The organism is Roseovarius sp. BRH_c41 (genome assembly GCF_000961715.1).
GTDB lineage: Bacteria > Pseudomonadota > Alphaproteobacteria > Rhodobacterales > Rhodobacteraceae > Roseovarius.
The window spans coordinates 106268-126026 of sequence record NZ_LADY01000065.1 but is presented as its reverse complement, the minus strand read 5'-3'; the positions used below and the strand labels follow the sequence as shown (position 1 = coordinate 126026).

Here is a 19759-nt window from a genome sequence, read left to right as displayed (position 1 = left end):
CGTGTTTTATCCTTGATTATAGGCAAGATCGTTGAACAAAGTCATCCAATGCCCTGCATTTCAATCACGAATTCTTTGAATGCGAGAAGGTAAGAGACTGGGGCTGATGACTTTCCCTCAGGACGCATAAGGCAATGGATGATTCCAGGGTCACAACAACTTTTGATGGCTCGTGAGTGTGCAGCCTCGTCAATTATCATCCATCCCGCGTAGATTGCGCTGAACCAACAGCTCTCAAAGCGTTCCTTCTGATTGGCGACCAGAGGTGAAGCGTGAACCCTTCGGGCCTCATTGGCCGCCGCACGATTACTGGTCCGTGTCGCCTTATGTCACGACACTTTATCTGGTTTTCTGACGCTATTTGCGTCGTTTACATGTATCCCTTTACCAGGCTCTCGGCGATGAGGGTCCAGCCGTCGGCGATGACAAAAAACGCCAGCTTGAAGGGCAATGAGACAATGGCCGGAGGCACCATCATCATGCCCATGGACATCAGGATCGCCGCAACGACGAGGTCAATCACGAGAAATGGAAGAAAGACAAGAAAGCCGATCTGAAATGCGCGGGCTATCTCCGACAGCATGAAACTGGGGATCAGCACCGAAAGTGGGGCATCAGAACCAGCCACAGTAACGCTTGCTTCCGGTCTCAGCGCGGCCATGCTTGCAAAGGTCTCAGGGTCCACACGGCCCAACATGAATTGTCTGAAAGGAGCAATCACCATCTCGGTGGCGCGTTCAGGTGACAAGCGTTCTTCTAGGAGCGGTTCAATTCCGTTGGTCCAAGCCTCTGTAAATACCGGCTCCATTACAAAGTACGTAAGAAAGAGAGCAAGACTAACAATCAACATGTTGGGGGGTGATTGCTGAAGGCCGATCCCTTGCCGCAAGATCGACAGAACAGTGACGATGAATGGAAAACAAGTCACCATAATGGCAATCCCCGGAGCGAGGCTGAGCACGGTGATGAGCGCGATGATTTGAATTGTGCGCGCTGAAAGTGACGCGTCATCGCCCATGGATAGTGAAATCTCTTGTGCCAGTGCGGCGGGGGCATGCAACATGGCAAGGATTGCAGCCAATCCGAGAAGCAGAAGCGGTGACCTCATCCGAGGCCGTCCTGAAGATTGGCGACTTCGGTGACCCGCACGGCAATTTGACCTTGCTGATCACCGTCCAATTCTTCGAGTCGACCGCGTGCGACAAGGCGTTCTCCGACGTATAGCTCCACCATATCGTCGACACGACGATCCAGCACGAGAACCGCATTCTTGCCAAGTTTCAGGAGATCTCGAATTGACGGTCTGGCCTTGCCGACAGAGACCGTGATCTCGATTGGAACCGAAGAGAATGGATTTTGCAGATCAGAGGTGAAGCCCCCGCTGTCGTCTGGCCCGACGTCCATCATGCTACTGCCTTTCTATTTTCCATAAAGAACCCGGATATGGCCTGTTCAATCCCGTGCAGAACGCTCTGCATGTCCAAAGCATGCTCACGATCACCAAGACGCAAATAAACTTGGCCACTGGCCAGTGTTGGGTCCTCGGTGACCTCAATTGAGAGTTCGGGCAGATCTGCGCTCAGAGTTTGGAGGATCATCCGGTCATCTGGACCGGCCACGATCTTGACCTGTTGCCGCCCATGGGTCGCGATTAGGTCGGTCAGGATTTCTGTGATCCGTGGGGCCAACATGGCGTGGCTCAGTGCAGGTAACACAGAGGTTGTTATCTGTTGCAGAAGGGGATGCAGCATCGCCAAGATTTCGGCATGTGCCTCTTCGTAGGTAAAGCTGAAATCCTGAAGGTTTTGCACAAGGTCGGCCGTTATCCTGCGGCCGTCTTCGATCTGGGATTTAACACAATCGTCCCACCCCGCCTGATATCCCTTTTCAAAGGCTTCGAGGCGCTCTTCTTCAAGCAAGACATCCGTCAGGGTGATAGGTTTCCCTCTCGCGATTGATCCGAAATCATCCAAGAGATGCGCGATCGACATCACACTTTCTCCTCTTCGCCTTCAAGCCAGTTACGCAGGATCTCGACAGTTTCTTCCTGACGCTGACCAATAAGTGATCGCAAGCGAACGACCGGATCCTCAGGCGGGCCATCGATACGCGAGAGTGGCTGTCTGCTGCGATCAATAAGGGCTTTTTCGGATACGTCCGAAAGGCCGCTTTCGTCGATCTCTCCGTCATCGATCACTCCTGAAAGCGGCATGATTTCTGGCTGGGACGCAACTGCCAACCTCCCAATCTGGGATGAGGCCATGAGAGGCGGTCGAGAGAGAATAGGACGCAGAACGAAGAGACCGAGGATGAGAGCGACGATTGCCAAGACAAGAGATTGGACCAAAGTCATTACGTCAATCGCGAGGCGGTCTAAGAGGCTAGCTTCAACCAGAGTGCCACTTGGTTCTATCGGCTCGAATTGCAGGGTGCGGATCGTTACAACATCACCGCGCGCCTCATCAATACCTACGGCCGCCACCACCAGATCACGAAGTGCCGTCAACTCTTCTTCGGGACGTAGGGCAAAGCTGGGCGTGCCGGATGCGTCTAAAGTTGTGAGGCCGTTTATCAAGATTGCGACACTCATGCGTTTGATCGCGCCGGGTTGCTGGGTGATCTCGCGTTCCGTGCTTGAGACCTCGTAATTGATCCGTTCACGGGCCTCGGTATTTTCGCTGGCTGATGCACCATTGGCCGCCACATCCCCATCCGGCAAATTGGAGGCAACCGTCACATCGCTGCTTTGATCGTTAGACGTGTTTGCGCGCTCTTCGGTGTCGGTACTTATCGCAACGCGCCCGTCTGGATCGAAACGCGTTTCTCGAGTCAATTCCGTTTGAGTGACCGTCTCAAGTGCGACTTCGACGACTGCGTTTCCGCGGCCCACGCGAGCCTCAAGGAGGCGCGCTGCACGCAAACGCAGCACCTCGGCGCGGTCATCTGCGGTCGACGCCTTTGTCTCTTCTGTGCCATTGATCAATCCACCTTCAGAATCGATGATTGAAACATCTTCAGGCGAGAGACCTGACACAGCCGACGCCACCAGATACTGCAGGGCGCGCGCGTGTTTTGATGTAACCTCGGCACCTCCCATCGTGATCGAGATAGAAGCAGATTGGCGGACTTCACGTTGAAACGGATTGGAGCCAGTTGAGGCAATATGCACGCGCGCAGCGGTGATTGCAGGATGAGACACGATTGTCCGGGCAAGCTCTCCCTCCTTTGCACGCCAATAGGCGGCATCGAACATTTGCGATGTCGTGCCAAAGCCGGACAGATTGTCCAAAAGTTCGTAGCCTTTCGAACTGGAACTGGGCAGTCCCTCTCCCGCCAATGTCATGCGCAATTCATCGCGGCGGGTCGTGTCGACAAAGATCGAACTGCCTCTGACCTCATAGATCACACCACGCTGCTCGAGCGCACCAACCACCTCTCCGGCCGCGCTGCTCTCCAGTCCCGCGTAGAGCAGGGTCATACTCGGATTAGAAGCCATCCGAGTAAGGGCAAGCACCGCCCAGAACATCAGCATGGCTGAACCGAGCACAATCATTCGATTTCGAACCGACAATGAATGCCAGAGCTTCGTGATCTGCTGCACCTTGATGCCTCCGGATATTTGGCGTTCTGCCATTGGTTTCCGGTCATCATTCGCTGATCAGGTTTAATAATCGGTTAGTTTCTGCCGGTCTATAAATGGTTTGTCGTCAACAAAGAGGTCTAGCATGGCAGAGTCGGATGAGACGAAAGACGCACCCGAAACAAAACCCTCCAGAAGGCCACAAGTGATTGGATTGGCTTTGGTCATACTTGGCGCCGCTGGTGGGTTCTATGCGACCTGGTCTGGGATGATTCCTATGAGTGCCTATCGCGACACCGCAGCTGAAGTGCCTGCCTCAGCCGATCCTCCCAGGCCTGTCTCTATGATGCCGGATGTGGCTTTTGTCCCGGTCACGCCCCTGATCGTTTCTGTCGGTCAGGGGGCAAAGCGTTTGCACCTGCGCTTTAGTGCCGAGCTTGAAGTCAAATCTGCGCACAAGGCAGAAGTTGAAGATCTCATGCCTCGCATAGTTGATGTGATGAATACCTACTTGCGCGCTCTGAAACTTGCTGATCTCGAAGATAGCATGGCTTTGGTGCGCCTGAGGGCGCAGCTCTTGCGCCGTCTGCAAGTCGTCACAGGTGGGGGGCGAATTAACGACCTTCTGGTTGTTGAATTTGTGCTGAGCTGAGGACTGACTCATGGAAATCATTGCTGATATTCTGATGATCGCCGGAACTATCGGGGCATGTCTTTATTGCTATGTTCTGGCCCGACGGTTGGGTCGCTTTAACGATCTTGAAAATGGGATGGGAGGGGCCGTGGCGATTTTATCGGCTCAGGTCGATGATTTGACCACAACGCTGCGTGACACACGTCACACGGCGGACGAGTCAGCGCGGACTTTGAAAGCGGTCACCGATAGAGCCGAAGATGCAGCTCGACGTTTGGAGTTGCTGGTTGCATCAATGCACGATCTTCCTGATCGGGGACTGGCATCGGAGCCGGTGACACCGATGCGCGAATACCCTCAATCTGCGCCCTCCGGCCCGGTCTTTAAACGCCATCAGGATATGACCCGCGAGGTTTCTCCATGATTTCGCGTTCCCAAAGGCGCGGCGGTGGACGAGGCTTGCGGCGATCACGCGGCGTTCTCGTGATCCTGTCCTCCTTTCTTGTGGCATCGGCGTTGATTCGTATCGGTGACGGCGCAGGGCAAGCCTTTGCTTTGGTCTCTGAGGAAACCAGATCCTCCGACACGCTGACTGATGCCGATTGCCAGACTCCTGATGACCTGAAGCTGTTGCTTGTCGCTGTTCAGAAGCGCGAGAGCGCGTTGGAGAAGCGAGAGACAACCTTACAGAATCGGCTCCATGCGCTTAATCTGGCTGATCGTGAGATCAGCCAGAAAATGATTGCTTTGAAGACCGCCGAAGATGATTTGCGCCAGATGATCTCTCTGACTGAGAGTGCGGCCGAGAACGACGTTTCACAACTGACCAAAGTCTACGAGTCAATGAAACCCAAACAAGCGGCGGCCTTGTTCGAAGAGTTGGACCCAGTATTCGCCGCCGGTTTCCTCGCGCGGATGCGCCCAGACTCAGCGGCGGATATCCTGGCTGGTCTGACGCCTGCAACTGCCAATGGCATAAGCGTTATTCTTGCCGGACGGAATGCCAATGCTCCACATGAATGATAGGGGCGGACTCAGTGTTTGTTAATCGGTTGATGGCAGTCTCGAAGCTGTGATTTCCAGCGGAGAGAGACATGGTCGGTATCATTGGGGTTCTTGTAATCTTCGTCATGGTGTTTGGTGGCTACATGGCCGCAGGAGGCAAGCTTGGCATCATCCTCAAGGCGCTTCCATTTGAGTTCATGATGATTGGTGGGGCGGCGGTTGGCGCATTTCTCATCAGCAACGATGGTCCCTCAATCAAGCATACCATCAAGGATGTTGGAAAGGTCTTTAAAGGACCAAAGTGGAAACCGCAGGATTACGAAGATCTTCTTTGCCTTTTGTTTGAACTCATTCGCCTTGGTCGACAAAATCCGATTGCGATCGAGGAGCACATCGAGGCGCCACAAGACTCTCCTATATTCTTGAAGTACCCTAAAATTCTTAGGGACAAGGAAGCGGTGGCTCTGATTGGCGACACGCTCCGTTCTGCTTCGATGAACTATGATGACCCGCATCAGGTTGAGGAGGTGCTGGAAAAGCGGATCGAAGCCAATCTTCATCATGCGCTGCATTCGAGCCACGCTCTGCAAACCATGGCTGACGGGTTGCCTGCATTGGGCATTGTTGCTGCGGTGTTGGGTGTCATCAAAACCATGGCTTCAATTGATCAACCTCCTGAAGTTTTGGGGAAAATGATAGGAGGTGCGCTTGTCGGGACCTTTCTTGGTGTGTTTCTGTCCTATGGTTTGGTGGGCCCATTCGCCGCCAAGGTGAAAGATGTCGTTGAAGAGGACGGGCATTTCTATCACCTTATCCGCGAAGTGCTTGTGGCCAATCTCTACAATCATGCAACCAACATCTGTATCGAAGTTGGTCGACAAAATACGCCCCATCACAAGCGGCCGAGTTTCAATGATCTGGAAGAGGCATTGAGAACCCTCAAGCAGGATGCAGCATGACCCAGAAATGGCTAGTCGCTCTATTGGTAACACTGAGCGCGTCTCAAGCTTTTGCTCAGGCGGTGCGGGTGCGCTCCGGGGAGCACGATGGCTTTTCTCGTCTTGTTCTTGACATGCCCCAGAGAACAGAGGTGTCGAGCCAATCGAGAGTGAACGGCATCTCAATTTCTTTCCCCGGTTATCAAGCCGAGATCGACGTGAGTCAGGTGTTTGATCGTTTGACACAAGGTCGAATTGAGGCCGTTGACGCAGACAATGGAAACGGTCAGCTCGATCTGACATTTGGTTGCACATGCGAGGCCAAGATCTTCTGGTACTCGAACTCTATGCTGGTCGTCGATATTGCCGATGTGAAGGGTCTTGACGCGCCTTTGCGTGATCAAGAGAGCAAGGGAGTGCGAGCGCGTCAAATACCGAAGACGGCACCGCCGCTCGGTCCTCAGCCCATTTCTCCATCGACCACGATGGCTGTCGGACAGATCGAAGTGGGGAACGTACTATCGGATATGCTCAAGCTGGTTACCCCTGACCAAGCGGAGGTTGATCTGCCAACAGTTAGCTCCACCCTTTTGGCAGGGGTGGCACGTGCAGCAGGTCAAGGATTGTTGCAGCCCGCTGACGAGCCACGAGAGATGGGGCCGCAGTCTGTCGCGTCGAGCCCGCCTATTCCAGACTCTCGGCCGAATAAGAGCGTCGAGTTGGACGGAGGTAAAGCTACAATCCTTTCACCTTACGCGTTTCGTTCCAATCTGATGGCGCAAAGCAGCATTGACCAAGCACGAGAAGGCAAGGTGAGGCCTGATTACGGTCAAGATTTGAAAAAGGCCTGTTTGCCGGACAACCTCCTTGATGTCGCGGCCTGGGGAAAGAATGCGCCTTTTCAGGAACAGATCGGAGAATTGAACCGCACGCTCTCGCAAGAGTTCGATACGTTTGACGCTCAGGCAGTTCTTCGCTTGGCTCGTCTTTATGTCTATTTCGGTTTTGGGAGAGAGGCATCGCAGCTTGCGGTTTTGGCTGAACCGGCAAGTGAAGAAACTCAAGTTCTGTTGGAACTGGCGGCAGTAATTGATCATCCCGAGACAGCGCACGCGGCTTCGCGTCTACAGCATGATATTGGATGCCATGGTTTTGGCGCACTTTGGGGCGCTCTCGCCAGTGACATCATTCCCAAGCATCAACTTCTCGACCACAGATCGATTCTGAGTGCTTTTACTGCGCTGCCCAGACATCTGCGGCAACACCTTGGTCCGCGGCTAGCCCTCAAACTGCTGAAGGCAAAACATCGAGAGACATCGGACATGATCCTCAGAAGCATGCGAGATCCCGACCAATTCGCGTCACCGGAGCGAGACCTTGCAGCAGCAGAGCTCGCGATTGCGGATGGCAAACATGAAGAAGCACAAACCGCCTTGGAGGCTTCAGTTGAGCAAAATGCGCAGCACTCCGCTGCCGCACTCCTGGCGCTTATAGATCAAAAGGTTCTGAAAGGTGAGGTCGTTCCATACGACAGCGCGCAATTGGCCGGGGCATTCTATCATGAGCACCGTGGGTCTGCTCTTGGACAAGAACTTGGCCGCGGTTATCTGCTCGCTCTCGCCGCCTCCGAGGCATTTCCTGAGGCATTCTCTGAGTTTCACCGTGTCGCTGCAGATTTGTCACCAGAGAGCTTATCAGCCACATACCACGACCTGCTGCGCCTGCTTTCTAGGCACGCAGAAGACTTTGACTTCCTTCGTTACGCGATATCTGGCATCACTGAACCGGTCGACGAGATCCCAATGGACCTCGCCTTGGAAATGGCAGAACGGGTTTTGAATCTCGGATTTGCAGAAGAAGCATTGGAGCTTCTGAGTGCTGCCAAGACGATTTCCCCAGTGCCTCGTTATCGGATCTTGCAAGCTGAAGCAGCTCTGGTGCAGGGGCAACCGCATCGCGCAGAGGCTGAACTTCTCGGTCTGTCCGATCCTGAGGCCAATCAGTTACGCGCCAGAGCCAAGAGTATGTTGGGGGATCACGTTTCTGCCTTGCGTTACCTTGAGGCGACCGAAAATGCATCGACGATAGAGCATACCGCTTGGCTGGCAGAGGATTGGGCGCGGCTTTTGCATTCAGATGACCCTGTCACAGAAAAATTAGCACATGCAATGACAGACATGGCACCCAATATTGACCTGAGCATTCTTGCTCGCGATCAACAATTAATTGAGCAAAGTGCCGATATCCGTGGGGCATTGAATGATCTCTTAAAGCAAACGGATCTTATTGACGTTCCTTGAAATGCAGGCGCTTGGTTACCGAATCTCAAGACTGATTGGCTAATAAGTATGCAACAACGGCATCACGCCCAGCCAATCAGGGGATTCTTTTGAATGAGCAAGACTCTCCGAAGAGGTTGGATTGCATTCGGTGGCCTAATTCAGTGGATGCGGCACTACAGTATGTCCACACGCGGTCTGACCTTGATCCCTGCACGACTAATAGCTGTTCTCTGCGGCTTCGGCATGCTCGGACTGCCATCTGCAAGGGCATCGGTCTTGCATGATTGTGACAAGGCTGCGCAGCTTGCAGCTTCGGAAACTGGTGTGCCTCTGGCCGTGATGCGCGCAATCACGCGTGCAGAGACCGGTCGCAATGACGATGGTAGCCTGACGCCGTGGCCTTGGACGGTAAACATGAACGGCAGAGGCATTTGGTTCGACAGCAATGACGCCGCCGAAGCCTATGTTCAGAGAGAAATTCTTCGCGGGGCACGTAGCTTTGATGTGGGCTGCTTTCAGATCAACTACAAATGGCACGGGGCGGCCTTTCGGTCCATCCAACATATGTTAGACCCAGTCGAAAATGCGCGCTACGCCGCACAATTCCTTTGGGATCTGCATCTGGAAATGGGCGATTGGTCTTTGGCGGCAGGAGCCTATCATTCACGACATTCTGAATTCGCTGGGGAGTACCGAAAGCGGTTTGACCGCATTCTTGCCAATCTTCACGACATGTCAAACCCTGTGCCGGACTTAGACGTCATATCTTGGACGCCAGAGCCAAAGCCTGCGGTTTCCGAGAACAGTTTTCCCCTTCTACACACGACCGGGTCACAATCGCGGAACGGCTCACTGGTTCCGATCCCTGAAACCAAGGATCTGAGAACGTTCTTGGACCGCATCGCTTTCATCAGTTTCTAGGGTATGGGAACATTTTCCATTAAAGCGGTCTTTCAGCCAACGGTTCTCTTGGCTATCGCCCTTATGGCGGTCATTGTGATGATGATCCTACCTGTACCGGCTTGGATGCTGGATGTTGGCCTTGCTGCCTCATTTGCTCTCGCGATTTTGATCTTTACCGTAACGCTCTTTATTGATCGTCCATTGGATTTTTCGGCTTTCCCAACCATACTGTTGGCCTCGTTGATGCTACGCTTGGCGCTCAATGTTTCGTCAACCAAACTGATAATCGGCGAAGGCCATACTGGGACTTCTGCCGCAGGCGAAGTGATCGAAGGCTTTGCCAATTTCATCATTGGCGGAAATGTATTCCTTGGACTTGTCGTCTTTGCTGTTCTTCTGATTGTTAACTTTCTTGTGATCACAAAGGGCGCAGCACGCATGGCAGAGGTGGGTGCGCGCTTTGCTCTTGATGCCATGCCCGGAAAGCAGCTCGCCATCGACAGCGATATGTCGGCTGGTGCTATCAATCACCAAGAGGCGAAGGAGCGGCGTGAACGGGAGCAGCAGGAAACCACCTTTTTCGGATCGCTTGATGGGGCCTCGAAATTCGTCAAGGGTGACGCGGTTGCTGGTCTTCTGATTACGCTTTTGAATCTTTTTGTCGGTCTCATCATTGGTATTGCGATGCATGACATGCCGATTGGTCAGGCGTTTGAGACCTACACGATCCTGACCATCGGCGATGGCCTCGTCACACAAATCCCGGCGGTCATCATATCGATCGCCACGGCATTGCTCTTGGCGCGTGGTGGCAACAAGGGGGCCACAGATATTGCAATTGCAGAACAACTTGCACGGCATCCTGCCGCTCTTGCAACCGTTGCAGTGCTCATGGCGCTCTTTGCGCTTGTTCCCGGCCTTCCCTTTGTTCCCTTCATTCTTGGAAGTATCGGCTTGGGGGCGGTGGCGACGGTTAGCTATCGGAGCGGCGCTCGCCTGAGTGCCCCTCATCACCAGGAACGCGATCCAATCATCGTACCGGAAAAATCGATGGGCGATATTCTCGAGCTTGATGATATACACGTCGAGTTTGCTCCAGATCTGGTTAACATGGTTCTTGATCCCGGCGTGGGGCTCGAAGCAAGAATTGCCAATATGCGACGGTTCATTGCGACAACCTATGGTGTGATCCTGTCCGATATCCGTCTGACCGATGACCCAGGGATGCCATCCGGAAGCTATGTCATCCGAATTCAAGGTGTCGAACAGGCCCGTGCCTTTCTGCGGGACAATCAACTTTTGGCGCTAGATCCCGAGCAGCATCCGGGTCTTCCACTCGGCGAGGCTATCATGGAACCGGTCTACGGAGCGCCTGCAAGATGGATTCCTGCCTCGGATCAAGATCGTGCGGCGCTTTCCGGGGTCACTCTTATTGCGCCTCCAGAAGTGCTTGCGACTCATCTTCTCGAGGTGATCCGACGCAACTTGAGCCGCCTGCTGACTATGAAGGCCATGAGACGCCTTCTTGATGAGATGGTATCCCTCACCGACAGAGGTCGCGCAGAGGCAAATCGGAAGCTTCTCGAAGACATGATCCCAGACCGGGTCGCACCAGATCTGTTGCACACGGTGCTCCGGCTGCTCCTGAAAGAGCAGGTATCTATCAGAAATCTGCCACTCATTCTCGAGGCGATTGCTGAGGGTCGTCAGATTGTTAACCAGACCGAATTGATATGCGAGCATGTGCGACAAAGGCTCGGGTTTCAGATTGTCGCGGGCCTGCAACGCGCAGATGGAAGCTTGCCCCTAATCCAGCTTGCTCCAGACTGGGAAGACACGTTTACCACATATCAGATCGACGGCGAACGGGGGCGAATGGATGTGGCCTTGCCTCCTGAGATGTTCAACACATTGACCTCAGCAGCGGCTGAGCAGCTACAGCAAGCCAGCGACAAGGGTGTGTCGCCCGCGATTGTGACCTCGACAGTGCGGCGTAGATTCTTGCGCACGATCCTGATGGCCAAGAATATTGACGTCCCAGTGCTGTCCTTTGAAGAGATCGGAACTGGAGCGAAACCCGCATTGATCGGGGTGATACGAAGATGACTGACCTGACCCAATTCGTTGGAATTGCTCAGGAGGTGCTATGGCTTCATGCTCTTGTGTTTCTGCGCGTGGCCCCAATCATCGGGCTTCTGCCGGGCTTTGGCGAGCAGTCCGTTCCAATGCGGATAAAAGTGGTCCTTGTCTTCGCCTTTACGCTGATTGCGGCGCCCGCCATTGCACCTGATTTGCTAGATCATGTTCACGCACCATCTGCGCTCACAATTCTATCCGAGACTCTGGTGGGTTTGATTATAGGTATCGGCCTACGCCTTTTTCTGATGGCGCTTCAGATGGCGGGCTCCATTGCTGCGCAGTCGACGTCCTTGTCGCAGATTCTGGGTAACGCGAGTCTCACGCCGATGCCTTCCATCGGACATTTGCTTGCGACAGGCGGGGTTGCCTTGATGATGATCATGGACCTGCACGTGCGGGTGGCCGAGCTCATGATCCTAAGCTATCGAGTTTTTCCAGTTCAGGGTGTTTTCAAGGTTTCAGCGATAACGCAATGGGGTGTTTCGCAAATTGCGCATGCTTTTTCCCTAGGTTTTATGTTGGCTGCGCCATTTGTCTTGGTATCGGTGCTCTACAACTTGACGCTTGGCGTGATTAACCGGGCGATGCCGCAGATGATGGTCGCTTTCGTTGGGGCCCCTGCCATTACAGCACTTGCGCTCTTTGTTCTGATGTTGGTCGCCCCGGCTCTGCTGATGGCGTGGGCGCAGGCGTTTGCCGGCTTTATCGCCAATCCGTTCGGAGGGTAGCCGTGGCTGGCGAAGAGGACGAGAGCGAGAAGCCGCATGAGGCGTCCCAGAATAAGATGGACGAGGCCCGCAAGAAGGGGGAGATCGCACGCTCTGCTGATTTGAACACCGCTGGCTCATACGGAGGTCTCTTGCTTGCGCTTTTGGCGCTGGGAGGACCGGTATCTCAGACGACCGGCGCCAATCTCGCCGTGTTGCTTGGTCAACCACACGCCTTTGCTGATCTCCTGTTTCAAGGGGGCCACGCGTCTGCTGCTTTGGGGACGGTTCTGACAAAAGTTGCCTTGGCCGTTTCCGCGCTGTTTCTTCTTCCCGCAGCTGTGACCCTATTGACTGTGATCGCGCAGCGCGCATTCGTCATTGCCCCATCCAAGTTGGAGCCCAAACTTTCGCGTATCAATCCGATCGAGAATGCCAAGAACAAATTTGGCGCTTCAGGCCTTTTTGAGTTTGGCAAGAGCATTGCAAAGCTGTCGCTATATTGCATTCTGTTGGGACTGTTTCTGTCTTATCGCATGTCAGAAATGGTGGGTGCGCTGCATGCCGAGCCTGCCATGATCGGGGTTATGATTGGCCAACTGATCATCGAGTTTCTACTGGTCGTTCTCCTGATCACACTGGCGGTCGGCGCTGCAGATTTTACGTGGCAGTTTTTCGAGCACCTGCGCCGCCAACGAATGTCGCACATGGAATTGCGCGATGAATTCAAGCAGAATTACGGCGATCCCGCCGTGAAGCAGCAGCACCGTCGTCGCGGGATGGACATCGCCTCTCGGCAGATGATGGCGGAGGTGCCGGGGTCCGATGTGGTGATTGTCAATCCAACCCATTACGCAATAGCCCTGAAATGGAGCCGTGCGCCGGGCGCGGCGCCGATCTGTGTGGCCAAGGGTGTGGATCATATAGCCCTCGCGATCCGCGATCTCGCCTACGAGAGCGGCGTCCCCGTGCAGCAAGATCCCGCAACAGCCCGTGCTTTGCATGCCACGACTGAAATTGGCCAAGAAATTGATCCCACCTATTACGCCGCTGTTGCTGTCGCCATCCGATATGCCGAGGACATGCGGCGCAAGGCAAGGAGCTTTGGATGAAGTCTAATAGCTATTCTGAGTTGGTCTGCGTGACAGAAGCAATGTACCGTTCCGAGGCTGCCAGAATGCAAGCTCTCTTGGCCGACGAGCGGCGGTTGCGTGCAGAGTTGAGACAGATCGAAGAGGTTCGGTTTGCGGCCCGAGACGTGCCCGACAGTCGGCTGCAGGGCTATCGTGAGATTGGCGCTGACCTGACATGGCAAGGTTGGATTGGACGCAGCAAGGCGAACCTCCACGCAGATCTGGCCCGAGTGCTCGGACGCAAAGGACAGGTGAGTAATTTGTTACGCCGAGCCTATGGCAAGTATTTGGCGGCGACTGAGCTCTTGCAAGATCAGGACCGAGCATACGGCCAGCGATCTATGAAACAACAGCACGATCTGCTTGAGGAACTCGGCAGATTGAAAAGGGCGCAAGAAACTGCTGGCGATTAACCAAAACCGTCTGCCAGGGATCACGCAGGGCTAGACATCCTGCCGTGCGATTTCCGTAATCAAAACGCCGAGGACCGCATCGCCGAGAACATCGGTTGCTACGTCGAGAAGCGCAGAGCGCAGGACGTCCATATTCCTCGCCTGAGTGAACGCACCGTCAAATCCACCCATGTTTGCATGATCAAACAGGGCCTGCAGGAATACGTCCCTCAGCTTCGGTTCACGATCATAGACTTCCGCGCTTCGCCCCACTCCAGTTTCAACGCTCAGGGACATGACCACCAATGCGCTGATCATATTCTTGTCGACAACAGGAATGACGAACTGGTTGTTCAGTTTTACAATTTCAGTTGGGTCTTCTTGAGGCGACGCTTGCTCCGAGTGGTCCGGGTGTGCGGCGTCTGGGGCATGCGACGTGTCTGTACCCGGAGACTCCGGATCTGGCTTGAGAAAAATTCCCGCCCCGGCGCCCGCCGCGACTCCGATGGCAAGCAGGAGGATCGGTAGCAATTTTGCACTCATCGTCTCGTTTCCTTTGAGAAAGAGTCAGAATGGTAAAATGGCGTCGAGAACTTGTTGGCCAATCCGGGGTTGCTGCACATCAGTGATCTGACCGCGCCCTCCGTAAGAAATCCGCGCGGCGGCAATCTTGTCATAGGTGATCTCATTCTGCCGTGAAATGTCCTCGGGGCGGACAAAGCCAGAGACCAGCAACTCGCGCAGTTCGAAGTTTACCCGCACCTCTTGTGATCCTTGGATTTCCAATACGCCGTTTGGCAGGACCTGCATCACCGTGGCTGCTACCCTAAGGGTCAACTCTTCGCTCCGGCTGACCGACCCATCCCCGCCTGATTGGCTGGAAGAGCTTATGTCGACCGCAGACTCAAGGCTGGCCCCTTCAGGCAAGCTCCGATTGATCCGTTGTGGGAGGCCAAAAAGACCGGGGATTGCAAGGTCCTCAGTGCTTCCGCGGGAGCGCGATGTAGAGTTCGAGATTTCCGCCGCTTCGTCGATCTCTATCACGACTGTCATGATGTCGCCGCGCTGTGCCGCGCGCCTGTCGCCCAAAAGGGATTGCTTGCCCCCACTCCAGAGTGACGCGCGTTGGAACGGCGTGTCGTGCGGTGCCGTGAGAGGCAAGCCGGGATTAAGCATTGCAAGCTGCTCGGTGGAATTCATTGTTGGAGTGAAACTGGGAGGCTTGCCTATGTGATCCATACGGTCGCAGGCGGCAAGGAACGAAAGCAATCCGATTAGAATTGGATATCTAAGGTCAAGCATCGCCGCTCCTATCGTGAGACCAGGATGTGACCGGTCTGAGTGACACGGCCCGAGACAGTGGCGCGCGACGCAAGGTTCATCACGCGGACATAATCACCGACCCCTGCGCGCGAGAGAGAGCGGCCTTCCGTCTCGATTCTCAGGCCACTGTGTGCGTAAACCAGTGGCACGATCTGGTTGCGTTCGATGACGGTGGGCGGTCCCACGTCCACCGCCCGGATTTGACGCCCGGGATACAGAGCGACACGGACTTCCTGACCAATCAGATCGTGCAGCGTGACATCGGAGATGCCTTCGCCTGGTTTCAGTAAAAGATCGGCGGGGCCAAGAACCTCCTGAGCGCGGATCGTGCGGGTGGCCACGACCATATCGGCGAGAGCTGGGTTGGCGATTATAAGCATCAGAAAAGACGTGAGAAACCGCATCATCGTACCTGCGTTGTCGCGCTGAGCATCTGGTCTGCAGCGGTGATCACCTTGGCGTTCAACTCGTAACCACGCTGCGCCTCGATCAGTTCGGTAATCTCGCGCACCGGATCGACCGAGCTATCCTCGAGGTAGCCTTGGCGCAGGGTGCCAAGCCCGTCTTGTCCCGCGGTGGTGACATTTGCAGGGCCAGAGGCCTCAGTTTCGACAAAGAGGTTACTGCCGATCGCCTCAAGCCCTTTGGGATTGCTGAACCCGGCTAGATCCAATTGGCCAAGTTGTTGCGCCTCGGCATTGTCTTGAAAGAACGCGAATACTTCGCCTTCGGCGTTGATGGTGATACTGCGGGCATCCTCTGGGATGGTGATTTCAGGCGCGACAGGAAAACCCTCGGAGTTGACGATAATCCCGTCAGCTGAGCGTTTGAGCGCGCCGTCACGGGTATATGCGGCCTGGCCAGAGGGCAAAGTGACCTCTAGATAGCCATTGCCTTCGATCGCCACGTCCAGATCGCCGTTGGTCTGCGAGAGTGATCCCTGAGCAAGTTGTACGGAAATCGCCGCAGGACGTACGCCAAGCCCAAGCTGCACACCGGTGGGCAGGACCGTGCCATCGGTGGCATTTATGGTGCCCGCGCGGGCCAGTTGCTGATAATGCAGATCAGAGAATTCGGCCCGTCGTGCATTGTAGCCGGTGGTGGACATATTGGCGAGGTTGTTAGAGATGGTCTCGACCCGCATCTGCTGGGCGGCCATGCCGGTTGCGGCGATCTTGAGGATATGCATGATGCGTTCCTTGGTTAACGGACAAGGGAGTCGAGCGCGGTCATCACCCGCTCGTTTTCAGAATCAAGAAAGCTCTGGCCCATCTCATAGGCGCGCTGGACCTCGATCATGCGGGCGATCTGGCCGATTGGATCGACATTGGCACCTTCGAGAAAGCCTTGGAGCACGCGTCCGTCTTCGACCGGCTCAAAACCGCCGTTGGTGCGGAACAAGACACCGTCCTCGCGGATCATGTCCAAGCTGTCGATCGGGCGCACGAGGCCAATCTGGGCCAGGGGGCGGCCATTATCGCTGAGCGTGCCATCCGGCGAGAGACCAATGCTCTTGGCGTCTGGTGGTACAAAGACTGGCGCGCCGCCCGCATCCAGAACGCGGAACCCGTCCGGCGTCACAAGATCACCCTGCGCAGAAAGCGTGAAAGCTCCCGCGCGTGTGAGGCGTTCGCCCGAAGGCGTTTCAATCAGAAAGAATCCCTCGCCCTTAATGGCCAGATCAAGCGTGCCGCCGGTCGGCGTCAACGGCCCTTGCACTGTCGAGGTCATCCGCACATTGCCCTGCGCCATCGAGAGAGACGGGCCACCCTCGGAACGCTTGACGAACTCGGAAAAAATCAGCCCCTCCTGACGGTAGCCGGTGGTCGCAGCATTGGCGATGTTGTTGGCGACCACCTGCAATTCGCGCAACAGGCCCGATTGCCGGGTGAGGGTCGTATAGCCTGCAGTTTCCAACTCAGCCTCCTGTAATGATCGGGATCAGCCGGTCCTGAAAGAACCTCACCAGCGTTTGTGTCATGAACCCCATGGTGACCCAGAACACGACGATGATGGCCCCGAGTTTGGGGACAAAGGTCAGCGTCAGTTCCTGAATCGAGGTGAGGGCCTGAAAGAGCCCGACAACGAGGCCCGCCAGAAGTGCAACGGTCAGGATCGGAAAGGATATGATCACTGAAATCCAAAGCGCCTCGCGCAATGTGTCAAAGAACAGAACCTCGTTGAGCATGGGATCACACCGGCATCCGTAGGATTTCCTGATATGCTTCCACCACTCGATCACGCACCGTGATCACAGCCTCGACCGCCAGTTCTGTTTGTGCCAGTGCCTGCACGAGACTATGGGGATCGGCTTTGCCGATCATGGCTGACTTGGCGACTTCCTCGCCCTCTTTGAGCGTTGCGGCAAAGTCCTTGGCGATGTTCTGAAATGCCGCTCCTCCGGTTCCCTGTCCAAGTGCCGGTTCTGTCGCGGTGCGTGTGGCAGTGTACTTTTGGGCGGCAGTCAGTGCTGTGATATCCATTCTGGCTCTCCTTTAACGGCGTAATAGGTCCATCAGCCCGGCAGACATTTGCCGGACTTGATCGAACATCTTGAGATTGGCCTCGTAGCTGCGCTGCGCCTCGCGCGCGTCGGCAATTTCGATCATCAAATCGACGGTCGACCCTTGATAATGGCCGGTTTCATCCGCGAGCGGATGACTGGGATCATAGATTTTCTGAGGCTCCTGCCTGTCGAGGTTGACGCGGCTCACCTCTACGGCACCAGTACCCTCCGATCCTGCAAAGGCCGTCTCGAAGGAAACGGTCTTTCGGCGGTATCCGGGGGTGTCGGCGTTGGCGATGTTTTCAGACACATGAACCAGTCGCTGTGCCTGAGCCTTGAGGCCACTGGCAGAAACTGAGAGGGCGTTGGAGAAATCGCTCATCCTGCGCTCCTATCGCCGCCCGATCGCCGTGCGCAGCACGGTGAGCGAAGACTTGTAGATCGCAAGTGCGCGGTCGTGTTGACGTTTGACATCGACCGCCCGCAACATCTCAGTTTCAAGAGAGACAGAGTTGCCATTGGGGTCTTTGATCGCGGTTGGGTCTTCAACCACGTCAAATCCGAGACGATGATCTTGTCCAAGAAGATGTCCGTTGCGGGTAGCACGGGAAACATGGGTCGGCTTGTCCGTCTCATAGGACTCCGCGAAGGCGACGATATCTCGTGCGGCGTAATGCGGAGTATCGGCATTGGCCATGTTCTGTGACACGACAGCCTGACGCGCTCCGGCATGGCGGGCCATGGCATGGGCCATGCGAAAGATCTCAAGTTTTTCAAACATCGGGGCTTCTCCCTCGATTGGCTTCAACCAAGGCTTAACCCTGATTCCTTTAGAAATTGTTTTCAGGACATGATTGGAGCGTTCGATGATCAGACAGGACATGGCAGGCCTCCGGGCAGAAATATCGGCGCTTCGGCCGATACGGATGATGGGGCGGGTCTCTGCGGTGCAAGGAAATGCTTTGCAGATCAGTGGTTTGTCTTCCGAGGCCCGGCTCGGGGATCGGGTCGTGGTCCAACGCCGATCTGACGGGGAATTGCACGGAGAGGTGATCCGGCTAGAGGCCGCGTCCCTCGTTGTGTTACCTGATACCAGTCCGGATGGTGTGGCGCTCGGGGATCGGGTGATCTTGGGCCAAGAGAATTCCGTCGCACCGTCACACTCGTGGTTGGGCCGGATCATCGATCCGTTCGGGCAGCCACTTGATGGGCGACCGCTGTTGCGTGGGGCAAATATCCGAGCGTTGCGCGCTGACCCGCCAGCCCCTACGCGACGACGCACGCTTGGCGCGCGGCTGGAAACCGGAATGGTGGCGTTCAATACCGTGCTACCAATCGTTCGGGGGCAGCGCGTTGGATTATTTGCCGGATCAGGGGTGGGAAAATCCATGCTTCTGGGACATTTGGCGCGTCACATGCAGGCTGATGTCGTCGTGATCGCATTGATTGGAGAACGCGGGCGTGAGCTGCGGGAGTTCGTCGAGACTGTGCTGGGGCCGGAGGGAATGCGGCGTTCTGTGATCGTGGCCGCGACATCTGACCGGTCACCCCTCATTCGCCGACGCTGCGCCTGGACCGCGATGGCGGTCGCGGAGTTCTTTCGTGACGAGGGGAAGCAGGTTTTGTTTCTTGCCGATTCGATTACTCGGTTTGCCGAAGCGCATCGAGAGGTCGCGACAGCGGCTGGTGAAATGCCTGCCCTGCGTGGGTTTCCATCATCGACATCACATCTGATCATGTCGCTCTGTGAACGGGCGGGGCCAGGTGCCGAAAGCATGGGTGATATCACCGCTCTCTTGACGGTGCTGGTGGCGGGGTCTGACATGGACGAGCCGATTGCCGATATTCTGCGCGGAGTGCTGGATGGGCACGTGATCCTGGATCGTCAGATCGCCGAGCGGGGGCGATATCCTGCGATTGATCTATTGCGCTCCGTGTCGCGGAGCCTGCCGCGTGCTGCAAGTGACGAGGAGAATGCGTTGATCGCGCGCGCGCGCGCGCTACTGAGCAGCTATTCCCGCTCTGAGACCATGATCAGGGCCGGGCTCTATGCCGAGGGAAGCGATCCGGAATTGGATCAGGCGATTCGAATCTGGCCAGACCTAGACGGATTTCTCGCAGATAAAGAGGCGGTTTCGGTCAAGAACAGTTTTGCCCGCCTCGGTGTCATCCTGAGGCGGGCTGGAACGCCGGTTGTGCGGGCTTCGTCGCGGTGAA

At 55.5% G+C, this 19759-nt stretch carries 24 protein-coding genes; 11 read left to right on the top strand and 13 right to left on the bottom strand.

Annotation, left to right across the window (positions count from 1 at the left end; all coding sequences use genetic code 11):
* Positions 1 to 370 precede the first annotated feature (370 nt).
* Genes fliP through fliF form a run of 4 tightly spaced genes read right to left on the bottom strand, consistent with a single transcriptional unit; the run spans position 371 to position 3634 of the window.
* Complete coding sequence (gene fliP, locus VR71_RS22245; protein WP_045686537.1) at positions 371 to 1108, bottom strand: flagellar type III secretion system pore protein FliP; 738 nt, start codon at positions 1106 to 1108, stop codon at positions 371 to 373.
* On the bottom strand, positions 1105 to 1404 hold the full coding sequence (locus VR71_RS22240; protein WP_040651221.1) for a FliM/FliN family flagellar motor C-terminal domain-containing protein: 300 nt from the start codon (positions 1402 to 1404) through the stop codon (positions 1105 to 1107). Before VR71_RS22240 ends, fliP begins: the two co-directional genes overlap by 4 nt.
* Positions 1404 to 1991 (bottom strand): hypothetical protein, encoded by a 588-nt coding sequence (locus VR71_RS22235; protein ID WP_045686536.1) that lies wholly within the window; start codon positions 1989 to 1991, stop codon positions 1404 to 1406. The genes VR71_RS22240 and VR71_RS22235 overlap by 1 nt, the downstream gene beginning before the upstream one ends.
* Positions 1991 to 3634, bottom strand: a complete 1644-nt coding sequence (fliF, locus tag VR71_RS22230) for a flagellar basal-body MS-ring/collar protein FliF (protein WP_296430762.1) — start codon at positions 3632 to 3634, stop codon at positions 1991 to 1993. The genes VR71_RS22235 and fliF overlap by 1 nt, the downstream gene beginning before the upstream one ends.
* 91 nt (positions 3635 to 3725) lie before the next feature.
* On the opposite strand from fliF, the gene fliL reads away from it, so the two are divergent.
* The 10 genes from fliL to VR71_RS22180 all read left to right on the top strand — a co-directional run bounded on the left by fliL (position 3726) and on the right by VR71_RS22180 (position 13734).
* Entirely contained in the window at positions 3726 to 4232 is a 507-nt protein-coding gene (gene fliL / locus VR71_RS22225; RefSeq protein ID WP_045686535.1) for a flagellar basal body-associated FliL family protein, read from the top strand.
* Positions 4233 to 4242: 10 nt separating this feature from the next.
* Positions 4243 to 4638, top strand: coding sequence for a hypothetical protein (locus VR71_RS22220; protein WP_045686534.1), 396 nt, complete (start codon positions 4243 to 4245; stop codon positions 4636 to 4638).
* 59 nt (positions 4639 to 4697) lie between these two features.
* Positions 4698 to 5237, top strand: coding sequence for a hypothetical protein (locus VR71_RS22215; RefSeq protein WP_296430760.1), 540 nt, complete (start codon positions 4698 to 4700; stop codon positions 5235 to 5237).
* A 71-nt stretch (positions 5238 to 5308) separates the two neighbouring features.
* Entirely contained in the window at positions 5309 to 6178 is an 870-nt protein-coding gene (gene motA, locus VR71_RS22210; RefSeq protein WP_045686532.1) for a flagellar motor stator protein MotA, read from the top strand.
* Entirely contained in the window at positions 6175 to 8457 is a 2283-nt protein-coding gene (locus VR71_RS22205; RefSeq protein WP_045686531.1) for a hypothetical protein, read from the top strand. The genes motA and VR71_RS22205 overlap by 4 nt, the downstream gene beginning before the upstream one ends.
* Before the next feature lie 93 nt (positions 8458 to 8550).
* Positions 8551 to 9360: a transglycosylase SLT domain-containing protein gene (locus VR71_RS22200; RefSeq protein ID WP_296430758.1), complete on the top strand. Its 810-nt coding sequence runs from the start codon at positions 8551 to 8553 to the stop codon at positions 9358 to 9360.
* A 3-nt stretch (positions 9361 to 9363) separates the two neighbouring features.
* Positions 9364 to 11448 carry a flagellar biosynthesis protein FlhA gene (flhA, locus tag VR71_RS22195; protein ID WP_045686529.1) on the top strand — a complete coding sequence of 695 codons (2085 nt, stop codon included), beginning with the start codon at positions 9364 to 9366 and terminating at the stop codon, positions 11446 to 11448.
* Positions 11445 to 12209 carry a flagellar biosynthetic protein FliR gene (locus VR71_RS22190; RefSeq protein WP_045686528.1) on the top strand — a complete coding sequence of 255 codons (765 nt, stop codon included), beginning with the start codon at positions 11445 to 11447 and terminating at the stop codon, positions 12207 to 12209. The genes flhA and VR71_RS22190 overlap by 4 nt, the downstream gene beginning before the upstream one ends.
* Before the next feature lie 2 nt (positions 12210 to 12211).
* Positions 12212 to 13300 carry a flagellar biosynthesis protein FlhB gene (locus VR71_RS22185; protein WP_009817168.1) on the top strand — a complete coding sequence of 363 codons (1089 nt, stop codon included), beginning with the start codon at positions 12212 to 12214 and terminating at the stop codon, positions 13298 to 13300.
* Positions 13297 to 13734 carry a hypothetical protein gene (locus VR71_RS22180; RefSeq protein WP_296430756.1) on the top strand — a complete coding sequence of 146 codons (438 nt, stop codon included), beginning with the start codon at positions 13297 to 13299 and terminating at the stop codon, positions 13732 to 13734. The genes VR71_RS22185 and VR71_RS22180 overlap by 4 nt, the downstream gene beginning before the upstream one ends.
* A 30-nt stretch (positions 13735 to 13764) precedes the next feature.
* On the opposite strand, the gene VR71_RS22175 is transcribed toward VR71_RS22180, so the two are convergent.
* The 9 genes from VR71_RS22175 to VR71_RS22135 are packed head-to-tail and all read right to left on the bottom strand — an operon-like array spanning position 13765 to position 18425.
* Complete coding sequence (locus tag VR71_RS22175; RefSeq protein WP_045686527.1) at positions 13765 to 14256, bottom strand: hypothetical protein; 492 nt, start codon at positions 14254 to 14256, stop codon at positions 13765 to 13767.
* A 24-nt stretch (positions 14257 to 14280) separates the two neighbouring features.
* Positions 14281 to 15015 (bottom strand): flagellar basal body L-ring protein FlgH, encoded by a 735-nt coding sequence (flgH, locus tag VR71_RS22170; RefSeq protein ID WP_045686526.1) that lies wholly within the window; start codon positions 15013 to 15015, stop codon positions 14281 to 14283.
* Positions 15016 to 15023: 8 nt separating this feature from the next.
* Positions 15024 to 15440: a flagellar basal body P-ring formation chaperone FlgA gene (gene flgA, locus VR71_RS22165; RefSeq protein WP_040651223.1), complete on the bottom strand. Its 417-nt coding sequence runs from the start codon at positions 15438 to 15440 to the stop codon at positions 15024 to 15026.
* The gene (flgG, locus tag VR71_RS22160) at positions 15440 to 16225 is read right to left on the bottom strand and encodes a flagellar basal-body rod protein FlgG (protein WP_045686525.1); all 786 of its coding nucleotides are present in this window, start codon (positions 16223 to 16225) and stop codon (positions 15440 to 15442) included. The genes flgA and flgG overlap by 1 nt, the downstream gene beginning before the upstream one ends.
* Before the next feature lie 14 nt (positions 16226 to 16239).
* Entirely contained in the window at positions 16240 to 16953 is a 714-nt protein-coding gene (locus tag VR71_RS22155) for a flagellar hook-basal body complex protein (RefSeq protein ID WP_045686524.1), read from the bottom strand.
* Between the two features lies 1 nt (position 16954).
* A complete protein-coding gene (locus VR71_RS22150) occupies positions 16955 to 17224 on the bottom strand; it encodes a flagellar biosynthetic protein FliQ (RefSeq protein ID WP_009817175.1) in 270 nt (89 codons plus the stop codon).
* 4 nt (positions 17225 to 17228) lie between these two features.
* Positions 17229 to 17519, bottom strand: coding sequence for a flagellar hook-basal body complex protein FliE (gene fliE / locus VR71_RS22145; RefSeq protein ID WP_009817176.1), 291 nt, complete (start codon positions 17517 to 17519; stop codon positions 17229 to 17231).
* 12 nt (positions 17520 to 17531) lie between these two features.
* Positions 17532 to 17924, bottom strand: coding sequence for a flagellar basal body rod protein FlgC (flgC, locus tag VR71_RS22140; protein ID WP_045686523.1), 393 nt, complete (start codon positions 17922 to 17924; stop codon positions 17532 to 17534).
* 9 nt (positions 17925 to 17933) lie between these two features.
* Positions 17934 to 18425 carry a FlgB family protein gene (locus tag VR71_RS22135; protein WP_363301339.1) on the bottom strand — a complete coding sequence of 164 codons (492 nt, stop codon included), beginning with the start codon at positions 18423 to 18425 and terminating at the stop codon, positions 17934 to 17936.
* Here VR71_RS22135 and VR71_RS22130 point away from each other — a divergent pair.
* Complete coding sequence (locus VR71_RS22130) at positions 18409 to 19758, top strand: FliI/YscN family ATPase (RefSeq protein ID WP_296430754.1); 1350 nt, start codon at positions 18409 to 18411, stop codon at positions 19756 to 19758. The two genes, VR71_RS22135 and VR71_RS22130, sit on opposite strands and share 17 nt — an antisense overlap.
* Position 19759: the final 1 nt, after the last annotated feature.